The following is a 19867-nucleotide window of genomic DNA, read 5'->3' as shown; positions in this document are numbered from 1 at the left end:
AAACTGTGCGCTGGTTCCCGAGTCGTCCGGTGTCGCTTGCCAGTCCAAGGCTTTCCCATGCAGATTTGTGGCTTGCAGCGCTCTGCGTGCCTCCAATGACAAAAGACACTCAGGAACAAGGACGATGAGTCACCCCTCGCAATTCACCTTGCTCGGCAAGCGGCGTTTCCTGCCGTTCTTCGTCACCCAGTTGCTGGGTGCCTTCAACGACAACCTGTTCAAGCAATCGCTGATCCTGGCGATCCTGTTCAAGCTCAGCCTGGGCGACGGTGACCGTTCGATCTGGGTCAACCTCTGCGCGTTGCTGTTCATCCTGCCTTTCTTCCTGTTCTCGGCACTGGGCGGGCAGTTCGGCGAGAAGTTCGCCAAGGACGCGCTGATCCGCGCGATCAAGCTGGCCGAAATCGCCATCATGGCGGTCGGCGCCATTGGCTTCGTTACCAACCACCTCACACTGATGCTGCTGGCCTTGTTCGGCATGGGCACCCACTCGGCGCTGTTCGGCCCGGTGAAGTACTCGATCCTGCCCCAGGCTTTGCGCGAAGAAGAGCTGGTGGGTGGTAACGGCCTGGTCGAGATGGGCACCTTCCTCGCCATCCTGGTCGGCACCATCGGTGCCGGGGTGATGATGGCCACCGACAGCTATGCCACGGTGGTGGCCGGTGGCGTGGTCGGTACCGCCGTGCTGGGCTACCTGGCCAGCCGCTGGATCCCACGGGCTGCGGCCGCGTCGCCGCAGATGGCGCTGGACTGGAACATCTTCAAGCAGTCGTGGGTGATCCTGCGCATGGGCCTGGGGCAGACCCCGGCAGTGTCGCGTTCGATCGTCGGCAACTCGTGGTTCTGGTTCGTCGGCGCCATCTACCTGACGCAGATTCCGACCTACGCCCAAGAATGGCTGCACGGTGACGAGACCGCAGTGACCCTGGTGCTGACCCTGTTCTCGGTGGGCATCGCCCTCGGTTCGCTGCTGTGCGAACGCCTCAGTGGGCGCAAGGTGGAAATCGGCCTGGTGCCGTTCGGCTCGTTCGGCCTTACCCTGTTCGGCCTGCTCTGGTGGTGGCATTCCGGCGATGTGCCGGCTGGCGCTGTAGCGCACGACTGGCTGGCGCTGCTGGGCATGCACCAGGCCTGGTGGATCCTGCTGTCGATCGTCGGCCTGGGTGTGTTCGGCGGCTTCTACATCGTGCCGCTGTACGCCCTGATCCAGGCGCGCACTGCCGAGGATCAGCGGGCCCGGGTGATCGCTTCCAACAATATCCTCAATGCCCTGTTCATGGTGGTCTCGGCGATCTTCACCATTGTCCTGCTGAGTGTGTTCAAGCTGAGCATCCCGCAGCTGTTCCTGGTGGTGTCGCTGCTGAACGTGCTGGTCAATGCCTACATCTTCAGGATCGTGCCCGAGTTCACCATGCGCTTCCTGATCTGGCTGCTCAGCCACTCGATGTACCGCGTGCAACACCGCGACCTTGAGCGCATCCCCGATGAAGGCGCGGCGCTGCTGGTGTGCAACCACGTGTCGTTCGTCGATGCGCTGCTGCTGGGCGGGGCGATCCGCCGGCCGATTCGCTTTGTCATGTACTACAAGATCTACAACCTGCCAGTGCTCAACTTCGTGTTCCGCACGGCGGGCGCCATTCCGATTGCCGGGCGCAGCGAAGACCAGGCCACCTACGAGCGTGCCTTCGCCCGTATTGCCGAGTACCTGGCGGACGGTGAACTGGTGTGCATCTTCCCGGAGGGCAAGCTGACCGGCGACGGTGAAATCGATGTGTTCAAGGGGGGCGTCAGCCGCATCCTCGAAGAAACCCCGGTGCCAGTGATTCCCCTGGCGCTGCAGGGCTTGTGGGGGAGCTTCTTCAGCCGCGACCCGGCCAAGGGCTTTTTCAAGCGCCTGTGGTCGCGGGTGACCATCGTGGCAGGCGCCGCCATCCCGGTGGAGGCGGCGCAGCCAGACGCCTTGCGTGAGCAGGTCAGCCGCTTGCGCGGTGGCCTGCGCTAAGGGAGGGGATCAGCTGGCGCTGACTTTCAGGCCGACCAGGCCGGTAACGATCAGCGCCACGCTGACCAGCCGCACCAGGGCCATCGACTCGCCGAACAGGATGATCCCGGCGATCACCGTGCCGACGGCGCCGACGCCGGTCCAGATGGCATAGGCGGTGCCCAACGGCAGTTCCTTCATGGCCAGGCCCAGCAGGCCCAGGCTGATGGCCATGGCGGCGACGGTGAGCGCGGTCGGGAGGGGTTTGCTGAAGCCGTCGGTGTACTTCAAGCCGACGGCCCAGCCGACCTCGAACAGGCCGGCGAAGAACAGGATGATCCAGGACATGATGCGTCTCCATCGTTGCGAAAGATGGGGCCGTCCCCGGGATGGTCACGCGGTGCGTCGTGAGGTCGTCCTCACTGTGGGCACTATGGTGCACACCAGCAGCTTTGCGGGCAAGCCTGTGCCGGCTCTTTCGCGGGCCAAGCCCGCGCCCACAGGTAATGCGCAGCCTTCAGGCCTGAGTTGATCCTGTGGGAGCGGGCTTGGCCCGCGAAGAGGCCAGGGCAGGCGACATCAATGTCGGGCCGGCTCAACACCTTGTGCTTCTACCGATGGTTCCTCCATCCGGCGGAACCAGGTCGATAGCAGCGCCCCGGAAATGTTGTGCCAGACACTGAACAGCGCGCTCGGCACCGCCGCTAGCGGCGAGAAGTGCGCTGCCGCCAGCGCCGCCCCCAGCCCCGAGTTCTGCATGCCGACCTCCAGCGCCAGCGACTTGCGCTGGGCCAGCGGCAGCTTGCAGAGCCGGCCGGTCAGGTAGCCCAGCAGATAGCCGAAGGTGTTGTGCAGCACCACCACCGCCATGATCAGCAGCCCCGATTCGGCGATTTTGGCCTGGCTGGCCGCCACCACCGCGCAGACGATCATCACGATGCTCACCACCGACACCAGCGGCAGCACCTGCACCGCCGTCTGCACCCGTGCACCCAGCAAGCGTTGCGCCAGCACGCCGAGCACGATCGGCAGCATCACCAGCTGCAGGATCGACCAGAACATGTCCATGAAGGACACCGGCAGCCAGGCGGAGGCGAGGAACCAGATCAGCGCCGGTGTCAGCAGCGGGGCGAGCAAGGTTGTGACCGCAGCGATCGCCACTGCCAGCGCCAGGTCGCCCTTGGACAGCCAGACCATCACGTTCGACGCCGTACCGCTCGGGCAGCAACCGACCAGGATCACGCCCACGGCAATTTCCGCCGGCAGGTGGAACAGCTGGCACAACAGCCATGCCATGCCCGGCATGATCACGAAATGCGCCACCACGCCGAGGGCCACACGCCAAGGCTGGCGGGCGAGGGCGGCGAAGTCGTCGAGCTTGAGGGTCAGGCCCATGCCGAACATCACCAGGCCCAGCAGCGGCACGATGGCGACCTTGAGGGCGATGAACCACTGGGGCATCAGGAAGGCCAGCACGGCGAACACCAGCACCCACAGGGCGAAGGTGTTGCCGACGAAGCGGCTGAGGGCGGCGAGGGCGCGCATGGGGCAATTCCTTTTCTAGTTATAGCTATCTGAATTTCACTGGCCCCTTCGCGGGACAAGCCCGCTCCCACAGGTACCCCACAGTTTTCAGATTCTGTGGAGTACCTGTGGGAGCGGGCTTGTCCCGCGAAAGGGCCGGCACTGGCTAAAACTGAACATCAGGCCAGCACCGGTCTTTCAAATCACATCAGACCCCTTGCGGAATCTCTTCGCCACCGAGCACTTCGAACAGCGCCGGCAGGAACTCGGCAAAGGTCATCATCATCAGCTGGAAGCTGGCATCGAACTGTTGCGCGGCTTCATCGCCACCGTCCTGTTCGGCCTGCTCCTGCAGCAGCTCTTCGAACTTCAGGCGCTTGATCACCATCTTGTCGTCGAGCACGAACGACAACTTGTCCTGCCAGGCCAGGGCCAGCTGGGTGACCACCTTGCCAGTGCTCAGGTGCAGCTGGATTTCCTCGCTGGTCAGGTCCTGGCGCTTGCAGCGCACGATGCCGCCGTCTTCGGCGGTGTCACGCAGCTCGCACTCGTCCAGCACATAGAAGCCTTCGGCAGCCTGTTGCGACTTGACCCAGTCCGTCATGGTCGCGGCTGGTGCGATCTTCACCGTGGCCGGGCGTACCGGCAGCGAACCCATCACCTCGCGCAGGGTCGACAGCAGGTCTTCGGCACGCTTGGCGCTGGCCGAGTTGACCAGGATCATGCCCAGGCGCGGGGCGATGGCGGCGAAGATCATCGAGCGGCGAATGAATGCGCGTGGCAGGAAGGCCTGGATGATCTCGTCCTTGATCTGGTCGCGCTCTTTTTTGTAGACCTTGCGCATTTGCTCGGTCTCGATCTCTTCGACCTTTTCCTTCACCGCATCGTTGACCACGCTGCTGGGCAGGATGCGCTCTTCCTTGCGCGCGGCAATCAGCAGGAACTCGCCGCTGACGTGCACCAGAGGAGCGTCTTCGCCCTTGCCGAACGGCGCGATGAAACCGTAGGTGGTCAGCTCCTGGCTGGCGCAGGGGCGGGCCGGCTTGGAGGCCAGCGCAGCTTCCAGCGCTTCAGGCTCGAACGGTACTTCCTGGGTCAGGCGGTAGGACAGCAGGTTCTTGAACCACATGAGGGGGAATCTCTCCTTAATGCATAAGGCGGGCATTATTCTCCGAGCAGTGGTCCCAGGCCAACCCTGTCAGAGGGCCACCAGGGCCATATAAGGCAAGAAAACCCCTGGCTGCGCTAGGTCGTTGAAAGGCCTGGGGTTTTTTTTGAAAAAAGTTGAAAAAGTGCTTGCCAGGGTAACGGGCCCTCCGTAGAATGCGCGCCACACCGAGACGAAGGGTGATTAGCTCAGCCGGGAGAGCATCTGCCTTACAAGCAGAGGGTCGGCGGTTCGATCCCGTCATCACCCACCACTCGATGTATAGCGCAGCGGTAGTTCAGTCGGTTAGAATACCGGCCTGTCACGCCGGGGGTCGCGGGTTCGAGTCCCGTCCGCTGCGCCATATTCCACTTCCAGGGCCCACTGAACACCCGGAAGTAACAAAGAAAGCGACCTTAGGGTCGCTTTTTTTGTGCCCGAAATTCGCGATTGATAATTTTAGCGAAAAAGTTGCATCAATGGCTTGCCAGGCTGCTGGAACGTCCGTAGAATGCGCGCCTCACCGAGACGAATGGGTGATTAGCTCAGCCGGGAGAGCATCTGCCTTACAAGCAGAGGGTCGGCGGTTCGATCCCGTCATCACCCACCACTCGTTGATTAGCGCAGCGGTAGTTCAGTCGGTTAGAATACCGGCCTGTCACGCCGGGGGTCGCGGGTTCGAGTCCCGTCCGCTGCGCCATATTCCGCTTCCAGGGCCCACTGAACACCCGGAAGCCACAAAGAAAGCGACCTTAGGGTCGCTTTTTTTGTTTCTGGTCTTACCGGTTGCGCTCTTCTTCGCGCAACGTCAGCACCTCGACCCCATCCTCGGTCACTGCCACGGTATGCTCCCATTGCGCCGACAGGCAGTGGTCCCGGGTAATCACCGTCCAGCCATCCTTCAATGTCCGCGTCCCGCGCCCACCCTGGTTGATCATCGGTTCGATGGTGAACACCATCCCCGGCTGCAACTTCATGCCCATGCCGCGCATACCGAAATGCAGTATTTCGGGCCCTTCGTGCATCTGCTGGCCGATGCCATGGCCGCAGTACTCGCGTACCACGCTATAGCCCGCCGCTTCGGCATGGGCCTGGATGGCGTGGCCGATATCGCCCAGCGTCGCCCCCGGGCGTACCTGCGCGATGCCTTCCCACAGCGCGGCGTAGGTGGTATCGACCAAACGCTGCGCGTCCTCGCTGATCGGCCCGATGCTGTACATCTTCGACGAGTCGGCAATGTAACCGCCCTGTTCCAGGGTGATGTCGACGTTGATGATCGAGCCTTCCTTCAATACTTCATCGACCTTGGGGATACCGTGGCAGACCACATGGTCAACCGAAGTATTGAGCGAGTAGGGGAAACCGTACTGGCCCTTGCTGGCCGGGCGGGCCTTGAGGGTGTCGACGATGAACGCCTCGGCGCGGTCGTTGATTTGCATCGTGGTCACGCCGGGGCGGATGAAGCGGTCGAGGTCGGCGAACACCTGGGCCAACAGCTGGCCGGCGTTGCGCATCAGTGCGATTTGAGCGGGGGTCTTGAGGATCACCTTGGCCATGGAATGCGGGCTGTAGCTCTTGCTGGAAATTGCCCCAGCATAGCGCCATGGATGGCTTGCTTGCCACCGCGTGGTGCGCTGCCTGTGCCGGCCGCTTCGCGGGTAAACCCGCTCCCACAGGTACTGCGCAGTCTTCAAACCTGTAGCGGTCCTGTGGGAGCGGGTTTACCCGCGAAGAGGCCGGCACAGCTGGCCCACTAATTGCTGAATGACCACTATCCAGGGCGATCAACGTCGATAGCCCAATCAACTCACGACAAAGGCGCCGTGTTGCCCCGCTTGCTTTGCAAGCCCGGGCAGCCGGCGCCTTTTGCGTTCCTGAAAGGGGAGACCGCCCATGACCACCCGCGAAGTACGCAGCGTTTGCCCCTACTGTGGCGTCGGTTGCGGCATCGTCATGAGCGTCGCTGACGGCAAGGTCAGCAAGATCAGTGGCGACAAGCAGCACCCCAGCAACTTCGGCCGCTTGTGCACCAAAGGCCTCACCGCCCACCTGCCACTGACCGCGGCCGGGCGCATGGAGGACGCCTACGTGCGCCAACACCGCAGCCTGCCGCCAGCACGCAGCAGCATGGACCAGGCCATTGCCCAGGCCGGCGAGCGCTTGCGCGGCATCATCGACCAGCACGGCGCGGACGCGGTGGCGCTGTATGTGTCCGGGCAGATGTCGCTGGAGGCCCAGTACCTGGCCAATAAACTGGCCAAGGGCTATATCCGTACCCGCCATATCGAGTCCAACTCGCGGCTGTGCATGGCCAGCGCCGGCAGCGGCTACAAAATGTCGCTCGGCGCCGATGGCCCGCCCGGCAGCTACCAGGATTTCGACCGCGCCGATGTGTTCCTGGTCATTGGCGCGAACATGGCGGACTGCCACCCGATCCTGTTCTTGCGCTTGCTCGACCGGGTCAAGGCTGGCGCCCGGCTGATCGTTGTCGATCCGCGGCGCACCGCCACCGCCGACAAGGCCGATCTGTTCCTGCAGGTGCGCCCCGGCACTGACATGGCCTTGCTCAACGGCCTGCTGCACCTGCTGCACCACAACGGCCATACCGATCCTGACTTCATCGCCCGTCACACCGAAGGCTGGGACGAGCTGCCGGCTTTCCTCGACGATTACACGCCGGCGCGTGTGGCCGCCCTGACCGGCCTGAGCGAAGCCGACATCCGCCAGGCCGCCGAATGGATCGGCACTGCCGGGGAGTGGATGAGTTGCTGGACCATGGGCCTCAACCAGAGCGTCCACGGCACCTGGCACAGCAACGCCCTGTGCAACCTGCACCTGGCCACCGGCGCCATCTGCCGCCCGGGCAGCGGGCCTTTTTCGCTGACCGGCCAGCCCAATGCCATGGGCGGCCGCGAGATGGGCTACATGGGCCCGGGCCTGCCGGGCCAGCGTTCGGCGCTGGTGGCGGCTGACCGCGCCTTCGTCGAGGCACAATGGCAGCTGCAACCGGGCAGCCTGCGCAGCGAAGGCGGCGAGGGCACGATCGCGCTGTTCGAACAGATGAAGGCCGGCGAGGTGAAAGCCTGCTGGGTGATCTGCAGCAACCCGGTGGCCAGCGTCGCCAACCGCCAGCAGGTGATCGACGGCCTGCGTCAGGCCGAACTGGTGATCACCCAGGATGCCTTCCTCGACACCGAGACCAACCGCTACGCCGATATCCTCCTGCCCGCCGCGTTGTGGGCCGAAGGCGAGGGCGTGATGATCAACAGCGAGCGCAACCTGACGCTGATGCCGCGCGCGGTCCAGGCGCCCGGTCAAAGCCTGGCGGACTGGCAGATCATCGCCCGGGTCGCCTGTGCCATGGGCTACGCCGAGGCCTTCGACTACCCCGACGCCGAGGCGGTGTACGACGAGATCCGGCGCTTCTGGAACCCGGCCACCGGCTACGACCTGCGCGGCATTGGCTATCAACAGTTGCGCCACAGCCCACGGCAGTGGCCCTGCGCGCCGGGCCGCGAAGATGACCGCAGCCCGCTGCGTTACCTCAACGACGGCAGCAGCCAGCACCGATTGCGCGATGCCGAGGGCCAGGCGCCTGCCCTGGCATTCCCCACCGCCAGCGGAAAGGCGCGTTTCTACGCCCGGCCCTGGCTGCCAGCGCCCGAGCTGCCGGACGCCGACTACCCGCTGGTGCTCAATACCGGCCGTGTACAGCACCAGTGGCACACCCTGACCAAGACCGGCAAGGTGCCGGCGCTGAACAAGCTGGAGCCTGGCCCCTTTGTCGAAATCCACCCCGAGGATGCTGCCCGTCTGGGCATCGCCGACAAGGACCAGGTCGCCATTCGCTCGCGTCGCGGTCAGGCCGTGTTGCCGGCACGCCTCAGCGACCGGGTCATGCCCGGCAACTGCTTTGCCCCGTTCCACTGGAACGACCTGATCGGCGAGCAACTGGCGATCAATGCCGTGACCTGCGATGAAGTCGACCCACTGTCGCTGCAGCCAGCGTTCAAACATTGCGCCGTGGCCCTGGAGCGGGTCGCTGGCGAGCGTATCGATGCCCTTGAGCTGAACACTACTATTCCGGAGCCTGCGCGCATGCCGACCGCGACCCTGTCCCGCCTGCTTGGCCTGGACACCCTGCCAGCCCCGGTGTTGGCCGATGACGAGCGTCATTATCTGCAGGGCTTTTTGCTCGGCCTCGACCAGGCGCGTGCCGAGGGCGTGCCCAGCTTGCCGGCCAGTGCGCCGTTGGCCGCACATCGGCGGTTGTTCGTCGATGGCTTGCTGGCCGGTTTGTTCGCGCAGCCAGCCGCCGCACCGGCCATCCCAGTGCCGCGCCACCAGGTGCTGTGGGCTTCGCAGACGGGTAATGGCGAAGCGCTTGCCGAGCGTTGTGCCGAACGCCTGCGCAGTGCCGGTCTTGAGGTGCAGCTCAGTTGCATGGACGCGGTCAGTCCCAGCCAGCTGCAAGGCGCCGCCAGTGTGGTACTGATCACCAGCACCTTCGGCGACGGTGACGCGCCTGACAGCGCCACGGCGTTCTGGCAGGCGCTGCAAGGCGAACAAGGCGCCTGCTGCGCGCAGCTGCCATACGCCGTACTGGCCCTGGGCGATTCCAGCTACGACCAGTTCTGCGGTTTTGGCCGCAAGCTCGACCAGCGCCTGACCGAACTGGGTGGGCGCCGCTTGTTGCAGCGGGTCGATTGCGAACCGGATTTCGATGAGGCCTTCGCCGGGTGGCTCGAAGCCCTGCTGCCGGAGCTCGCCAGCGCCGGCTCACCAGCACCGGTCAGCGAACCGGCGCCAGTCGCGCGCTACAGCAAGCAGCGACCGTGGTCGGCCCCGCTGCTGGAAAATCACCTGCTCAACGGCCCGGGTGCCAGCAAGGAAACCCGCCAACTGGTGTTCGACCTGTCCGGCAGCGGCTTCACCTACGTCGCCGGTGATGCCTTGGGCGTATGGCCGCGCAACTGCCCGGCATTGGTCGAGGAACTGCTGACGCTGATGCAGCTTGATGGCAAGCAAATGGTGGAGTTGAAGGGGCAGCTGGCGATGCCGCTGGCCGAGGCCCTGGAAACGCACTTGGAAATCGCCAAGGTTACCCCGCAGCAACTGCAGGTGTTCAGCGGCCATGCTGGGGACCTGCAGCGCCTGCTGCTGTCTGAATGCAAGGCCGAACTGCAGGAGTGGCTGTGGGGGCGGCAGTTGGTCGATGTGCTGCGCGCGTTCCCTCAGCGCTTGCCGTTGGCTACCTGGCTGGACTTGCTCAAGCCGTTGCAGCCGCGGCTGTATTCGATCAGTTCCAGCCTGTTGGCGCATCCGGAGCAGGTGCACCTGACCGTATCCACCGTACGCTATGGCGAGCGCAAAGGGGTTTGTTCAACGTTCCTGGCTGACCGCGCGCAGGGGCTGAAGGTGGCGATCTTCCCGCAGGCCTCGAAGCACTTTCGCCTGCCTGAAGATGACGACGTGCCGGTGATCATGGTCGGTCCCGGCACGGGTATCGCGCCTTTCCGTGCCTTCCTCGAAGAGCGCGAGATGTGCGGTGCCAAAGGTAAAAACTGGCTGTTCTTCGGCGAGCAGTATGCGGCCACGGATTTCTACTATCAGGAACAGCTTCAGGCCTGGCAGGCGAGCGGGCACCTGCGCCTGGACACGGCATTTTCGCGGGACCAGGCCGAGAAGATCTATGTGCAGCAGCGCATGCTCGAGCAGGGCGCACAGCTGTGGCAGTGGCTGGAGGCAGGGGCGTATTTCTATGTCTGTGGCGATGCCCAGCGTATGGCCAAGGATGTGGATGCGGCGTTGCGTGAGGTCATTGCGGTGCATGGCGGCGTGGATGCCGATGCCTATGTCCAGACGTTGAGCAAGGCCAGGCGGTATCGGCGTGATGTGTATTGATGTGCTCCAGGATGGTGAGCGCTGCACTTGTAAAGTGCATCGGCTCTACCGGCCTTTTCGCGGGCAAGCCCGCTCCCACAGGTTTGATGCATCGCAAATATAGCGCAGGCCCTGTGGGAGCGGGCTTGCCCGCGAATAGGCCGTCACAGGAAGCAGGATTGGCACAGTCCCTGCTTTGTTCCCGTTACAACAAAGCCCATTGATCAACGGCGATCAACCCGGGCCACCCACCGTGATGAATACAGGCAAAGGCGCCTGGAGCTTCGGCTCCAGGCGCTTTTTTTTTGATCGAGGATCGGCTTATGAAGGCAACAGCGAGCGGGCAACGAGAGCGACTGGTCATCGTCGGCAACGGCATGGTCGGCCACCATTGCGTCGAGCAACTGGTCGAACGCGGCGCCCTTGAGCGCTTCGAACTGCACGTGTTCGGCGAAGAACGCCAGCGTGCCTACGACCGTGTGCACCTGTCGGAGTACTTCGGCGGCAGCTGTGCCGAGACCTTGGCCCTGTGCGATCAGGACTATTACGGCAACAGCGGTGTGCACCTGCACCTGGGCGAAGCGGTGCTGGACATCGACCGTGAGCGCTGTGAAGTGGTGACTGCCGAAGGCCGCTACGGCTACGACCAGTTGGTCCTGGCCACCGGTTCGTACCCGTTCGTGCCACCGATCGAAGGCTCCAGCGGCAATGCCCGCCTGGTCTACCGCACCCTCGATGACCTCGATGCCATTCGTGCTGCCGCCGGTGAAGCACGCCGCGGCGTGGTGGTCGGTGGCGGCCTGCTCGGTCTGGAAGCTGCCAACGCGCTGAAGTCCCTCGGCCTGGAGGCCCACGTGGTGGAGTTCGCCCCGCGGCTGATGCCGGTGCAGCTGGACGGCGAGGGTGGCGCCGCGCTCAAGGCGCAGATCGAAGCGCTGGGGGTGGGTGTGCACCTGTCGCGCGCCACCCAGTCGATCAGCGCAGGTGAAGCCTACCGCTACCGCATGAATTTCGACGGCGGCGAACACCTGGAAACCGACCTGATCGTGTTCTCCGCCGGTATCCGCCCGCAGGACACCCTGGGCCGTGCCTGCGGCCTGGAGATCGCCGCACGCGGTGGCGTGGTGATCGACAACCATTGCCGCAGCAGCGACCCGCGCATCTTCGCCATCGGTGAATGCGCCTCGTGGAACGGCAGCGTATTCGGCCTGGTCGCCCCAGGCTACAGCATGGCGCGCAACCTGGCGGCGCTGCTGATGGGCGAAGCCGCCAGCGAATTCACCGGGGCCGACATGTCGACCAAGCTCAAGCTACTGGGCGTGGATGTTGGCTCCATCGGCGATGCCCACGGCGCCACGCCGGGTTCGCGCAGCTACCGCTTTATCGACGAGGCCAACAGCGCCTACCGCCGGCTGGTGGTGGATGCCAGCGGCAAGCACGTGCTCGGTGCCGTGCTGGTGGGCGACAACAGTTACTACGACACGCTGCTGCAGTACGCCCAGAACGGTATTGCCCTGCCGGCCGACCCGGCCGTGCTGATTCTGCCGCAGGGCAGTGGCGCACCGGCCCTCGGTGCCGACGCGCTGCCCGACAGCGCGACCATCTGCTCGTGCCACAACGTCAGCAAGGGCGCGGTGTGCGCGGCCATTGACAGCGGCTGCGGCGACCTCGCTGCGGTCAAGGGCTGCACCAAGGCGGCCACCGGCTGCGGCGGTTGTGCGGCGTTGCTCAAGCAGGTCTTCGAACACGCGCTCACCGCCCGTGGCGTCACCGTCGACAAGAGCCTGTGCGAACACTTTGCCTATACCCGGCAGGAGCTCTACGGGCTGGTGCGGGTCGAGGGTATCCGCACCTTCAGCGAACTGCTCGAACGCCACGGCAAGGGCCATGTCGGTTGCGACATCTGCAAGCCGGCGGTGGGCTCGATCCTCGCCTCGTGCTGGAACCAGCCGATCATGGACCCGGCGCTGGTGCCGCTGCAGGACACCAACGACACCTTCATGGCCAACATGCAGAAGAACGGCACCTATTCGGTGGTGCCGCGCATCCCTGGCGGCGAGATCACCCCGGACAAGCTGATCGTGATCGGCCAGGTGGCGAAAAAGTACGACCTCTACACCAAGATCACCGGCGGCCAGCGCATCGACCTGTTTGGCGCCCAGCTGCACGAGCTGCCGCTGATCTGGGGCGAGCTGATCGAAGCCGGCTTCGAAACCGGCCACGCCTATGGCAAGTCGACCCGCACGGTGAAGTCATGCGTGGGCAGCACCTGGTGCCGGTATGGCGTGCAGGACAGTGTCGCCATGGCGCTGCGTCTCGAGGACCGCTACAAGGGCCTGCGCAGCCCGCACAAGCTCAAGTTCGCCGTTTCCGGCTGCACCCGCGAATGTGCCGAGGCGCAGAGCAAGGACATCGGTGTGATTGCCACCGACAAGGGCTGGAACCTGTACATCTGCGGCAACGGTGGCATGCGCCCACGCCACGCCGAGCTGTTCGCCACCGACCTGGATGACGAAACCCTGGTGCGCCTGATCGACCGCGTGCTGATGTTCTACATCCGCACGGCCGACAAGCTGCAGCGCACCTCGGTCTGGCGCGAAAGCCTGGAAGGCGGCCTGGATTACCTCAAGCAGGTGATCCTCGACGACAGCCTGGGCCTGGCGGCCGAGCTGGAAGCGCAGATGCAGCATGTAGTCGACCAATATGAATGCGAATGGACCAACGCCCTCAACGACCCCGAGAAGCTCAAGCGCTTCCGTACCTTCGTCAACGACCGGCGCGCCGACCCGGACGTGCACTTCGTGCGCGAACGCGAACAGCGCCGGCCGGCGGCATCGCTGCACCTGATCCCAACCGTCGAGGAGGCTGTCTGATGAACCTGTCCAATGCTGCTGTGAAAACCCAGGAGAACTGGCAGGCGGTGTGCCAGGCCGATGACCTGGTGGCCGACTCTGGTGTGGTGGTGTGGCTTGACGGTGCGCAGGTGGCGCTGTTCTACCTGCCGGGGCTCGAGCAGAGCCTGTATGCGGTGGACAATCGCGACCCTCGGTCGGGGGCCAACATCATTGGTCGTGGGCTGGTCGGTAGTTTGCAGGGGGAGCTGGTGGTGGCGGCCCCGTTGTACAAGCAGCACTTCAGCCTGCAAAGCGGCGAGTGCCTGGAAGATGCCGGTCAGCGGCTGCGGGTTTGGCAGGTGCGGATGAATGGCGGTGCAGTGGAGCTGGCGGTGGTGTGAGCTGGTCCGGGAGGCGTACCGGCCTTTTCGCGGGCAAGCTCGGTCCCTCCCGAGTCGATCAGCAGAATAGATAGCGAGATTGGCGCCACCCTTGGCGAAGGCGCCGAGGGTGGCGATGCGGTAAGCTTGCCGGCATGAACCTCGACACCCGCATCAAGTACCGCCACCTGCTGTGTTTCCTGGAGATTGCCCGGCAGGGCAGCCTGGCCAGGGCTGCCGATATCCTGGCGATCAGCCAGCCGGCGATTTCCAAGACCCTCAAGGAGCTTGAAGACCTGCTTGAAGCGCGCCTGTTCGAGCGCAGTCGCCAGGGCGTCGAGCTGACCCCGGCCGGCACGCGCTTCATGCGCTACGCCGGGCCCAGCGTGCAGGCGCTGCGCGATGGCGTGAGCAGCCTGCGCGGTGAAGCGCGGGCACCGTCGCAGGTGCGCATTGGCGTGCTGTCGACGGTCGAAGGGCTGCTGATGCCTGAGGTGCTCTGCCGGCTGCATCAGCGCCATGAGGCGTTGGTGATCAGTGTGGTGACCGGAGTCAGTGCGCAGTTGCTCGGCCAGTTGCACTTGGGCGAGCTGGAATTGGTCGTTGGACGCATGACCGAAAGCCCGCAGATTCAGGGGCTGTCATTCGAGCATCTGTACAGCGAGTCCATGGCCCTGGTCGTGCGCCCCGGTCATCCCTTGTTGGCGAGCGCACCCGTGGAGCGGCAGCGGGTCGGGCAGTATCCGTTGGTGCTGCCACCGCCGGGCACCACCATCCGCCAGCATGCCGACAGCCTGTTCGTGCAGTGCGGCATCCCGATGCCAGCGCAGCGCCTGGAGACCTTGTCGTTGGCGCTGAGCCGGCGTTATCTGCTGGGTAGCGATGGGGTGTGGGTGGCGCCGCGGGATGCGGTGCTGCTCGATTTGCGCCGGGGGGAGTTGGCTGAGCTTGATCTTGGTGTGCGCGAGCCAGGTGGGTCGGTGGGGATCTGCCGGAACGCGGCCTTGCCGCTGAGTCTGCCGGGGCAGTGGGTGTGCGAGGTGTTGCGCGAGCTTGCTGAGCAGTATCGGGAGGGGCGGTATCCTTGAGGGCTGCCAGGTGCCTGTTACAGCATCTCACAGGCGCTGAAGATGCTGGGCCAGGCAGCGGTGGCGTGAGTTGCTCAAGACTTCATTTTGTATGAAATGGCTGCCACCGCAGCATCTGCGCTAAAGCCGTTGTTATAAACCCCCTGCCCGGCTACCAGCATCCGTTGGCTCTCTGGCACGAACGCGATAGAGGCATCGCTATTGGCAAAAAATCCATCTGAATTTGCGTCTACACCCAATTCCCCATAGCCATCCGGGGGGACGAAGCTGGAATCGAGTGTGCCTTCAAGCGTGTAACAGACCGCTAGGTGGTAAGTGTAGAAGGAACCATATCCCATTAGGCGACCATCGAATTCATACATATGGTGCCATCCACCAGCTGCGTAGAACCGCACGGGTTTACCATCGTTGAATTGCAGAAGCGGCTGGCCGCTTGCATCGAGTCGCTGGACTTGCGGATACAGCAGGGCGGGATCATCGAGGTGGTGGCCGAACAGGGTGATCACTGCCGAGGCATCGTGGACGGACAGGCCGCGATGGCGAATCCCGTTTTCAGACCTATACATACCTTGATCAGCGAAGGCCGTGTCCAGAGTTCCGTTGCTGTTGAAGCTGGCCAGGACGGAAAAGTACTGTTCGGCATCGGTCGCCAGGAAGGAGACCAAGATCTTCTGACCCGATGTGGCCATGGCGCTCGCACTACCGCGATACTTGAAGATCGCTTCCAGGTCGACAACTCCCCCGTCGCCGAAGTCTTTTTTCAGGTTTCCATTTTGATCGAGCGCGGCGAGGATTTGTGTTCGATCTCTACTCCCGATGAGCAGGTATCCGTCAGTGTACGAGATGAACTGGGGAGCAAAGTCAGCGTCCAGCGTCAACTCAGTGCCGTCTACGTAGCCTTTATCCGCAAAACTATTGTCCAGGGTTCCATCGGCATTGAAGCGCCAAAGTCGCGAAAAATCCGTGTCGGCGTCATACAGCCGGCCTAAGCAAAGGACCTTGCCAGCAGCATCTTCGACCACTTCCATGGGAACAAAAGACAGTTGTTGGGTCAGATGAGCGTCGAACTTGATGAAGCCGGGTTCGATCTTCCCGTCTGCGTCCAGGCGCTGGATGAAGCTGTAATCCTTATCGTCTGGCGTTCTGTAGAAGTACCCAGCAGCGTAGTAAACCCCAGGCCGGGTCAAGCTTGCGATAACGGCGGTGCATATCGAATGGCGTGCGGCGTCCTGTCCCAGCACGTAGCTGTAACCTTGTGTTCCGTATTTTTCATCCACGGGCGCCGGTTGAAGCTTCTTTCCCCTATCTTTGATCGCGACATGTTTAGGCAGTAGATGTAATTGTTCGTTTTTCATGATCATTGATTCTCGCTTTTAAAGGGATAAAGCAGTACACATCGTTTGCAACTCAATTAGGCGCCCGTGCATGACTCAGTGCTACTGGCAAAAATGACAGTAGACGTCGGCACCCCTGGCGAGAATTAGTCCTCGCTGATGAGGAAAAAACGACTGATCGGGTCAATACTGGCCAGTGGCTGCAGATCCACACATGAAGATGCCCTCAGCCACTGAACTTCCTTACAAAAACCCGCTCCTATGCCGGTAGCCATTGGTGATGGCCGCCTGATAAGCTCGCGGCTTTACCCTGATTGCCCCTATGGCGCATGAACAAGGAAATAGCATGAAACAGCATCGTCTGGCGGCTGCGGTTGCCCTGGTAGGCCTGGTACTGGCTGGCTGTGATCAACAGGCCAGCAGCCCCGAGCTGAAGACTCCGGCACAGAAAGCCTCCTACGGTATCGGCCTGAACATGGGCAAGAGCCTGGCTCAGGAAGGCATGGAAGACCTTGATTCGAAAGCGGTCGCCCTCGGCATCGAGGACGCTGTCGGCAAGAAGGAGCAGCGCATCAAGGACGAAGAGCTGGTAGAAGCCTTCACCGCGCTGCAGAAGCGTGCCGAAGAGCGCCTGGCCAAGGCCAGCGAAGAAGCCGCCTCCGCCGGCAAGAAATTCCTCGAAGAGAATGCCAAGAAGCCTGGCGTGGTCACCACCGCCTCGGGTCTGCAATACGAAGTCGTGAAGAAGGCCGACGGCCCGCAGCCGAAGCCGACCGACGTGGTCACCGTTCACTACGAAGGCAAGCTGATCGATGGCAAGGTGTTCGACAGCTCGGTCGAGCGCGGCAGCCCGATCGACCTGCCAGTCAGCGGTGTGATCCCAGGCTGGGTCGAAGGCCTGCAGCTGATGCACGTTGGCGAGAAGTACAAGCTGTTCATCCCGGCTGAGCTGGCCTACGGCGCCCAGAGCCCGAGCCCGCTGATCCCGGCCAACTCGGTCCTGGTGTTCGACCTGGAACTGATCGCCATCAAAGACCCGGCCCAGCTGCAGGGTGGCGAAGCGCCGGAAGCTGATGCCCCGGCCGAAGCACCCGCCAAGCAATAACGGCTGGTACCTGTACAACGCCCCGTCTTGACGGGGCGTTGTCGTTTGTGGGGATCATTCGGCGAACCTCGTGAAGTGGGTATTGTCCGAGCAAAGGGCAGTGTGAAGAAGCCAGAAGCTTCTGACGCAAATCGTTTGCGGATCTGAAACCACTGTGTAAAAAACGCCCGATCTGACCGGGACCCTTGCCTTGTGGGCGCCCGCCGTCACAAACTTCACCCTGTTCACAAGGTTATCCACAATAAATGTGGATAACCTTTCCCTGCTGGAGGCTCCATGAGCGCACCCTGGAATTTTGCCCGTTTCCTGCCCCTGGCCGAGCGCCTGCTCAGCCGTGGTCGGCTGCCGGCCTTGCTGTTCGCCGTGGCCCGCAAAGGCCCACGCATCGGCCAGTTGCGCGACGACGTCAAGCTGCTGCAGTCGCTGTGCCTGGCCTGGTGGCGCGGTGAGTACCGTGCCATTAGCCCCAAGGCCCTGGTGACCATCGTCGCGGGCCTGCTGTATTTCGTCAGCCCTGTCGACGCCATTCCCGACTGGATCCTGGGTGTCGGCTTTCTCGATGACATTGCCGTGCTCGGCTGGGTGCTGAAAACCGTGGCCGATGAGCTGGCACGTTTCAAGGCCTGGCGCGACAGCCAGGCGCCTGAGCGCCTGCGGGTGGTCGAGCGCCTGCCCAATACCCCCGAAGCGCTGCGCCTGGAGCGCAATACGCACTGAAAAAGAGCAAGTCCCCACAGACTCCCGCGCTTGGTAATATAATTGGCATAAGCGTTATGCCTACGGATTACATGCGGTAATCCTTACGTAAGGGGGTTGTAATGGGTATTCAGGTCATTAGCCGGGACGGTCAGCCCGAGTACGCCGTCGTACCCTGGGAGCAGTACCAGGCGCTGCTCAAGGCAGCCGGGCAGGCACCTGCCGAGGTAGTTGCCGAAACTGCGCAACAGAGCGCCCCGGCGGTCAGCCTGCCAGCGTTCAGTGAAGTGGGGCAACTGCGCCAGGCCAAAGGCATCGCCCCTGAGCAGTTGGCTCGTAACGTCGGGGTCAGCCCGGCCTACCTGGCCATGATCGAATCGGGTGAGCGCCAGCCGGATGCTGCGATCCGCCGCGCCCTGGCCTGGCACTTGGGGCTGGCCGGCTGGAGCGAGCCGTCATGAGCCAGGTCAGGATCAGCCGTCAGCATTGGCAAAGCCTGCTGGACGAGCTTGACCTGGCCCGCCGTCAACGCCACCTGCTGACCTACCGTGCGCTGATCGAGCGCCTGCAGTTGCCCAGCCCGGCCATGCAGACCCTGACCGCCGCGCTGGAGTACCTGGCCGTGCTCGATGCCCGTGCCGAGCAGCCGCTGCGCAGCTCGCTGGTGATCAGCCAGGGAGCCAGCCGTTTGCCGCGCACCGGCTTTTTCGAATGCGTGGAGCGCCTGGGGCGTTTCTCGGGGCCGGTCGATGGCATGGAGGCGGCGTCGTGGCATGCCTCCGAGGTGGTCAGGGTGTTCGAGTACAGCTATCCCGAGCATGTCTGAGTATAAGGGGCTGCTTGCACTGGCCTCTTCGCGGGTAAACCCGCTCCCACAGGGCTATCACTGCCCTTGAATAGTGTGAAGTACCGGTGGGAGCGGGTTTACCCGCGAAGAGGCCAGCACTGACAGTGCATCCCGATGGATCACACCACAGGGGCTGCCATCAGCCCCTCGTACATCCAGTGCTTCCAGGTCATCATGGCGGCCAAACAGATCCATGATCTGGCCAAGCGTGGCATTCAGCCCTACCGTCGGCTGCTCGACCAACGCTACCGGCAGTACCTGCGCCAGTAACTGCGGATTCTCCCGCACTCCCAACTCCTGCGGCCGCCCCAGCAGGTACCCCTGCACCAGGTCCACCCCCATCTCGGTCAACACTGCCAGCTCTTCCGGCAACTCGATCCCTTCGGCAATCACCTGCGCCTTCGACGCCCGGGCAATCTGCAGGATGGAACCGACGAACTCGCGCTTGAGCGGGTCGCGGTGGATGCCATCGATGAAGTGGCGGTCTATCTTGACGTACTCCGGGCGCAGCTCCGACCACAGGCGCAGGCTCGAGTAACCCGCACCCAGGTCGTCCAGTGCAATGGAAAAGCCCATGTCACGGTAGTGGTGCAAGGCATTGGACAGCAGCTGGAAGTCGTCGGTAGGGGTCTGTTCGGTCAGCTCGATCACCACCCGGCTGGGGGCCAGCCCGACTTCTTCGAGAAGCTTGAGGGTGCGCCCGGAAGGGTAGTGGGGTTCCAGCAGCGATTCAGGCGAGATGTTGAGAAACAGCTTGCCGTCGAGCCCCTGCTCGCTGAAGCGTCGGCACGCGCTTTCCCGGCACGCGGCCTCCAGTTCGGTCAGGTGACCGGCCTGGCGGGCGATGGCAAACAGGTTCAACGGCGAGTGCAGCGGGCTATTGGAGGGGCCACGGCTCAAGGCTTCATGGCCGAAGACGCGCCGTTCGCTGAGGCAGACAATCGGCTGGAACAGGCTGTGAATGCTGCGCTGAGCCAGAATGGCGCTCAAGGCACTGAGCTGTTCGGCGACGGTCATGAGGATATCCTGAAAATGAAAGGGCCGGGCA

The 19867-nt window shown here is 63.3% G+C and carries 15 protein-coding genes and 4 tRNA genes; 13 read left to right on the top strand and 6 right to left on the bottom strand.

Features of this window, described 5'->3' with window-relative positions; genetic code table 11:
• The first annotated feature begins 124 nt into the window (after positions 1–124).
• Positions 125–2002, top strand: a complete 1878-nt coding sequence (locus ACIPZ5_RS20040) for a 1-acyl-sn-glycerol-3-phosphate acyltransferase (RefSeq protein ID WP_400810264.1) — start codon at positions 125–127, stop codon at positions 2000–2002.
• Positions 2003–2011: 9 nt separating this feature from the next.
• On the opposite strand, the gene sugE is transcribed toward ACIPZ5_RS20040, so the two are convergent.
• The 3 genes from sugE to rdgC form a co-directional block, all read right to left on the bottom strand.
• On the bottom strand, positions 2012–2329 hold the full coding sequence (sugE, locus tag ACIPZ5_RS20035; RefSeq protein WP_085675375.1) for a quaternary ammonium compound efflux SMR transporter SugE: 318 nt from the start codon (positions 2327–2329) through the stop codon (positions 2012–2014).
• A gap of 231 nt (positions 2330–2560) precedes the next feature.
• On the bottom strand, positions 2561–3526 hold the full coding sequence (locus ACIPZ5_RS20030) for a bile acid:sodium symporter family protein (protein ID WP_343598900.1): 966 nt from the start codon (positions 3524–3526) through the stop codon (positions 2561–2563).
• A 187-nt stretch (positions 3527–3713) separates the two neighbouring features.
• On the bottom strand, positions 3714–4634 hold the full coding sequence (rdgC, locus tag ACIPZ5_RS20025; protein ID WP_261941195.1) for a recombination-associated protein RdgC: 921 nt from the start codon (positions 4632–4634) through the stop codon (positions 3714–3716).
• A 216-nt stretch (positions 4635–4850) separates the two neighbouring features.
• On the opposite strand from rdgC, the gene ACIPZ5_RS20020 reads away from it, so the two are divergent.
• From ACIPZ5_RS20020 to ACIPZ5_RS20005, 4 genes are all read left to right on the top strand, one after another.
• Positions 4851–4926: transfer RNA gene (locus tag ACIPZ5_RS20020), tRNA-Val, on the top strand.
• A gap of 13 nt (positions 4927–4939) precedes the next feature.
• Positions 4940–5016, top strand: a tRNA-Asp gene (locus ACIPZ5_RS20015).
• Positions 5017–5186: 170 nt separating this feature from the next.
• Positions 5187–5262, top strand: a tRNA-Val gene (locus ACIPZ5_RS20010).
• A 13-nt stretch (positions 5263–5275) separates the two neighbouring features.
• Positions 5276–5352 (top strand) — tRNA-Asp (locus ACIPZ5_RS20005).
• A 79-nt stretch (positions 5353–5431) separates the two neighbouring features.
• On the opposite strand, the gene map is transcribed toward ACIPZ5_RS20005, so the two are convergent.
• On the bottom strand, positions 5432–6208 hold the full coding sequence (gene map / locus ACIPZ5_RS20000; RefSeq protein WP_343598902.1) for a type I methionyl aminopeptidase: 777 nt from the start codon (positions 6206–6208) through the stop codon (positions 5432–5434).
• Between the two features lie 337 nt (positions 6209–6545).
• Here map and ACIPZ5_RS19995 point away from each other — a divergent pair, with 337 nt between their 5' ends.
• The 4 genes from ACIPZ5_RS19995 to pcaQ all read left to right on the top strand — a co-directional run bounded on the left by ACIPZ5_RS19995 (position 6546) and on the right by pcaQ (position 14837).
• Positions 6546–10556 carry a molybdopterin-dependent oxidoreductase gene (locus ACIPZ5_RS19995; RefSeq protein WP_400810262.1) on the top strand — a complete coding sequence of 1337 codons (4011 nt, stop codon included), beginning with the start codon at positions 6546–6548 and terminating at the stop codon, positions 10554–10556.
• 302 nt (positions 10557–10858) lie between these two features.
• Positions 10859–13408 (top strand): nitrite reductase large subunit NirB, encoded by a 2550-nt coding sequence (gene nirB / locus ACIPZ5_RS19990; protein ID WP_400810261.1) that lies wholly within the window; start codon positions 10859–10861, stop codon positions 13406–13408.
• Positions 13408–13770, top strand: coding sequence for a nitrite reductase small subunit NirD (gene nirD / locus ACIPZ5_RS19985; RefSeq protein WP_343598908.1), 363 nt, complete (start codon positions 13408–13410; stop codon positions 13768–13770). Before nirB ends, nirD begins: the two co-directional genes overlap by 1 nt.
• A 134-nt stretch (positions 13771–13904) precedes the next feature.
• Entirely contained in the window at positions 13905–14837 is a 933-nt protein-coding gene (gene pcaQ, locus ACIPZ5_RS19980) for a pca operon transcription factor PcaQ (protein WP_400810259.1), read from the top strand.
• Positions 14838–14911: 74 nt separating this feature from the next.
• Here the strand turns inward: pcaQ and ACIPZ5_RS19975 are convergent, their stop codons facing one another.
• Entirely contained in the window at positions 14912–16192 is a 1281-nt protein-coding gene (locus ACIPZ5_RS19975; protein WP_400810257.1) for a hypothetical protein, read from the bottom strand.
• A gap of 325 nt (positions 16193–16517) precedes the next feature.
• Between ACIPZ5_RS19975 and ACIPZ5_RS19970 the strand changes: the two genes are divergently transcribed.
• From ACIPZ5_RS19970 to ACIPZ5_RS19955, 4 genes are all read left to right on the top strand, one after another.
• Positions 16518–17276 carry an FKBP-type peptidyl-prolyl cis-trans isomerase gene (locus ACIPZ5_RS19970; RefSeq protein ID WP_085675388.1) on the top strand — a complete coding sequence of 253 codons (759 nt, stop codon included), beginning with the start codon at positions 16518–16520 and terminating at the stop codon, positions 17274–17276.
• 276 nt (positions 17277–17552) lie between these two features.
• On the top strand, positions 17553–17993 hold the full coding sequence (locus ACIPZ5_RS19965; protein WP_343598913.1) for a YkvA family protein: 441 nt from the start codon (positions 17553–17555) through the stop codon (positions 17991–17993).
• Positions 17994–18094: 101 nt separating this feature from the next.
• Positions 18095–18433, top strand: a complete 339-nt coding sequence (locus ACIPZ5_RS19960; protein WP_343598915.1) for a helix-turn-helix transcriptional regulator — start codon at positions 18095–18097, stop codon at positions 18431–18433.
• On the top strand, positions 18430–18798 hold the full coding sequence (locus tag ACIPZ5_RS19955) for a hypothetical protein (protein WP_400810255.1): 369 nt from the start codon (positions 18430–18432) through the stop codon (positions 18796–18798). The genes ACIPZ5_RS19960 and ACIPZ5_RS19955 overlap by 4 nt, the downstream gene beginning before the upstream one ends.
• Before the next feature lie 57 nt (positions 18799–18855).
• Here the strand turns inward: ACIPZ5_RS19955 and ACIPZ5_RS19950 are convergent, their stop codons facing one another.
• Positions 18856–19836 carry an EAL domain-containing protein gene (locus ACIPZ5_RS19950; RefSeq protein WP_343598917.1) on the bottom strand — a complete coding sequence of 327 codons (981 nt, stop codon included), beginning with the start codon at positions 19834–19836 and terminating at the stop codon, positions 18856–18858.
• Positions 19837–19867: the final 31 nt, after the last annotated feature.

The sequence above is a fragment of the Pseudomonas sp. NPDC089428 genome, assembly GCF_044749325.1.
Taxonomy (GTDB): Bacteria; Pseudomonadota; Gammaproteobacteria; order Pseudomonadales; family Pseudomonadaceae; genus Aquipseudomonas.
Note: the sequence above shows the minus strand (reverse complement) of the source record. Positions and strands in the feature narration are given on the sequence as shown.

Bases quoted from the DNA above. Each gene is read 5' to 3' on its own strand.
- ACIPZ5_RS20040 (WP_400810264.1), top strand. From the start codon at position 125: ATGAGTCACCCCTCGCAATTCACCTTGCTCGGCAAGCGGCGTTTCCTG.
- sugE (WP_085675375.1), bottom strand. From the start codon at position 2,329: ATGTCCTGGATCATCCTGTTCTTCGCCGGCCTGTTCGAGGTCGGCTGG.
- ACIPZ5_RS20030 (WP_343598900.1), bottom strand. From the start codon at position 3,526: ATGCGCGCCCTCGCCGCCCTCAGCCGCTTCGTCGGCAACACCTTCGCC.
- rdgC (WP_261941195.1), bottom strand. From the start codon at position 4,634: ATGTGGTTCAAGAACCTGCTGTCCTACCGCCTGACCCAGGAAGTACCG.
- map (WP_343598902.1), bottom strand. From the start codon at position 6,208: ATGGCCAAGGTGATCCTCAAGACCCCCGCTCAAATCGCACTGATGCGC.
- ACIPZ5_RS19995 (WP_400810262.1), top strand. From the start codon at position 6,546: ATGACCACCCGCGAAGTACGCAGCGTTTGCCCCTACTGTGGCGTCGGT.
- nirB (WP_400810261.1), top strand. From the start codon at position 10,859: ATGAAGGCAACAGCGAGCGGGCAACGAGAGCGACTGGTCATCGTCGGC.
- nirD (WP_343598908.1), top strand. From the start codon at position 13,408: ATGAACCTGTCCAATGCTGCTGTGAAAACCCAGGAGAACTGGCAGGCG.
- pcaQ (WP_400810259.1), top strand. From the start codon at position 13,905: ATGAACCTCGACACCCGCATCAAGTACCGCCACCTGCTGTGTTTCCTG.
- ACIPZ5_RS19975 (WP_400810257.1), bottom strand. From the start codon at position 16,192: ATGAAAAACGAACAATTACATCTACTGCCTAAACATGTCGCGATCAAA.
- ACIPZ5_RS19970 (WP_085675388.1), top strand. From the start codon at position 16,518: ATGAAACAGCATCGTCTGGCGGCTGCGGTTGCCCTGGTAGGCCTGGTA.
- ACIPZ5_RS19965 (WP_343598913.1), top strand. From the start codon at position 17,553: ATGAGCGCACCCTGGAATTTTGCCCGTTTCCTGCCCCTGGCCGAGCGC.
- ACIPZ5_RS19960 (WP_343598915.1), top strand. From the start codon at position 18,095: ATGGGTATTCAGGTCATTAGCCGGGACGGTCAGCCCGAGTACGCCGTC.
- ACIPZ5_RS19955 (WP_400810255.1), top strand. From the start codon at position 18,430: ATGAGCCAGGTCAGGATCAGCCGTCAGCATTGGCAAAGCCTGCTGGAC.
- ACIPZ5_RS19950 (WP_343598917.1), bottom strand. From the start codon at position 19,836: ATGACCGTCGCCGAACAGCTCAGTGCCTTGAGCGCCATTCTGGCTCAG.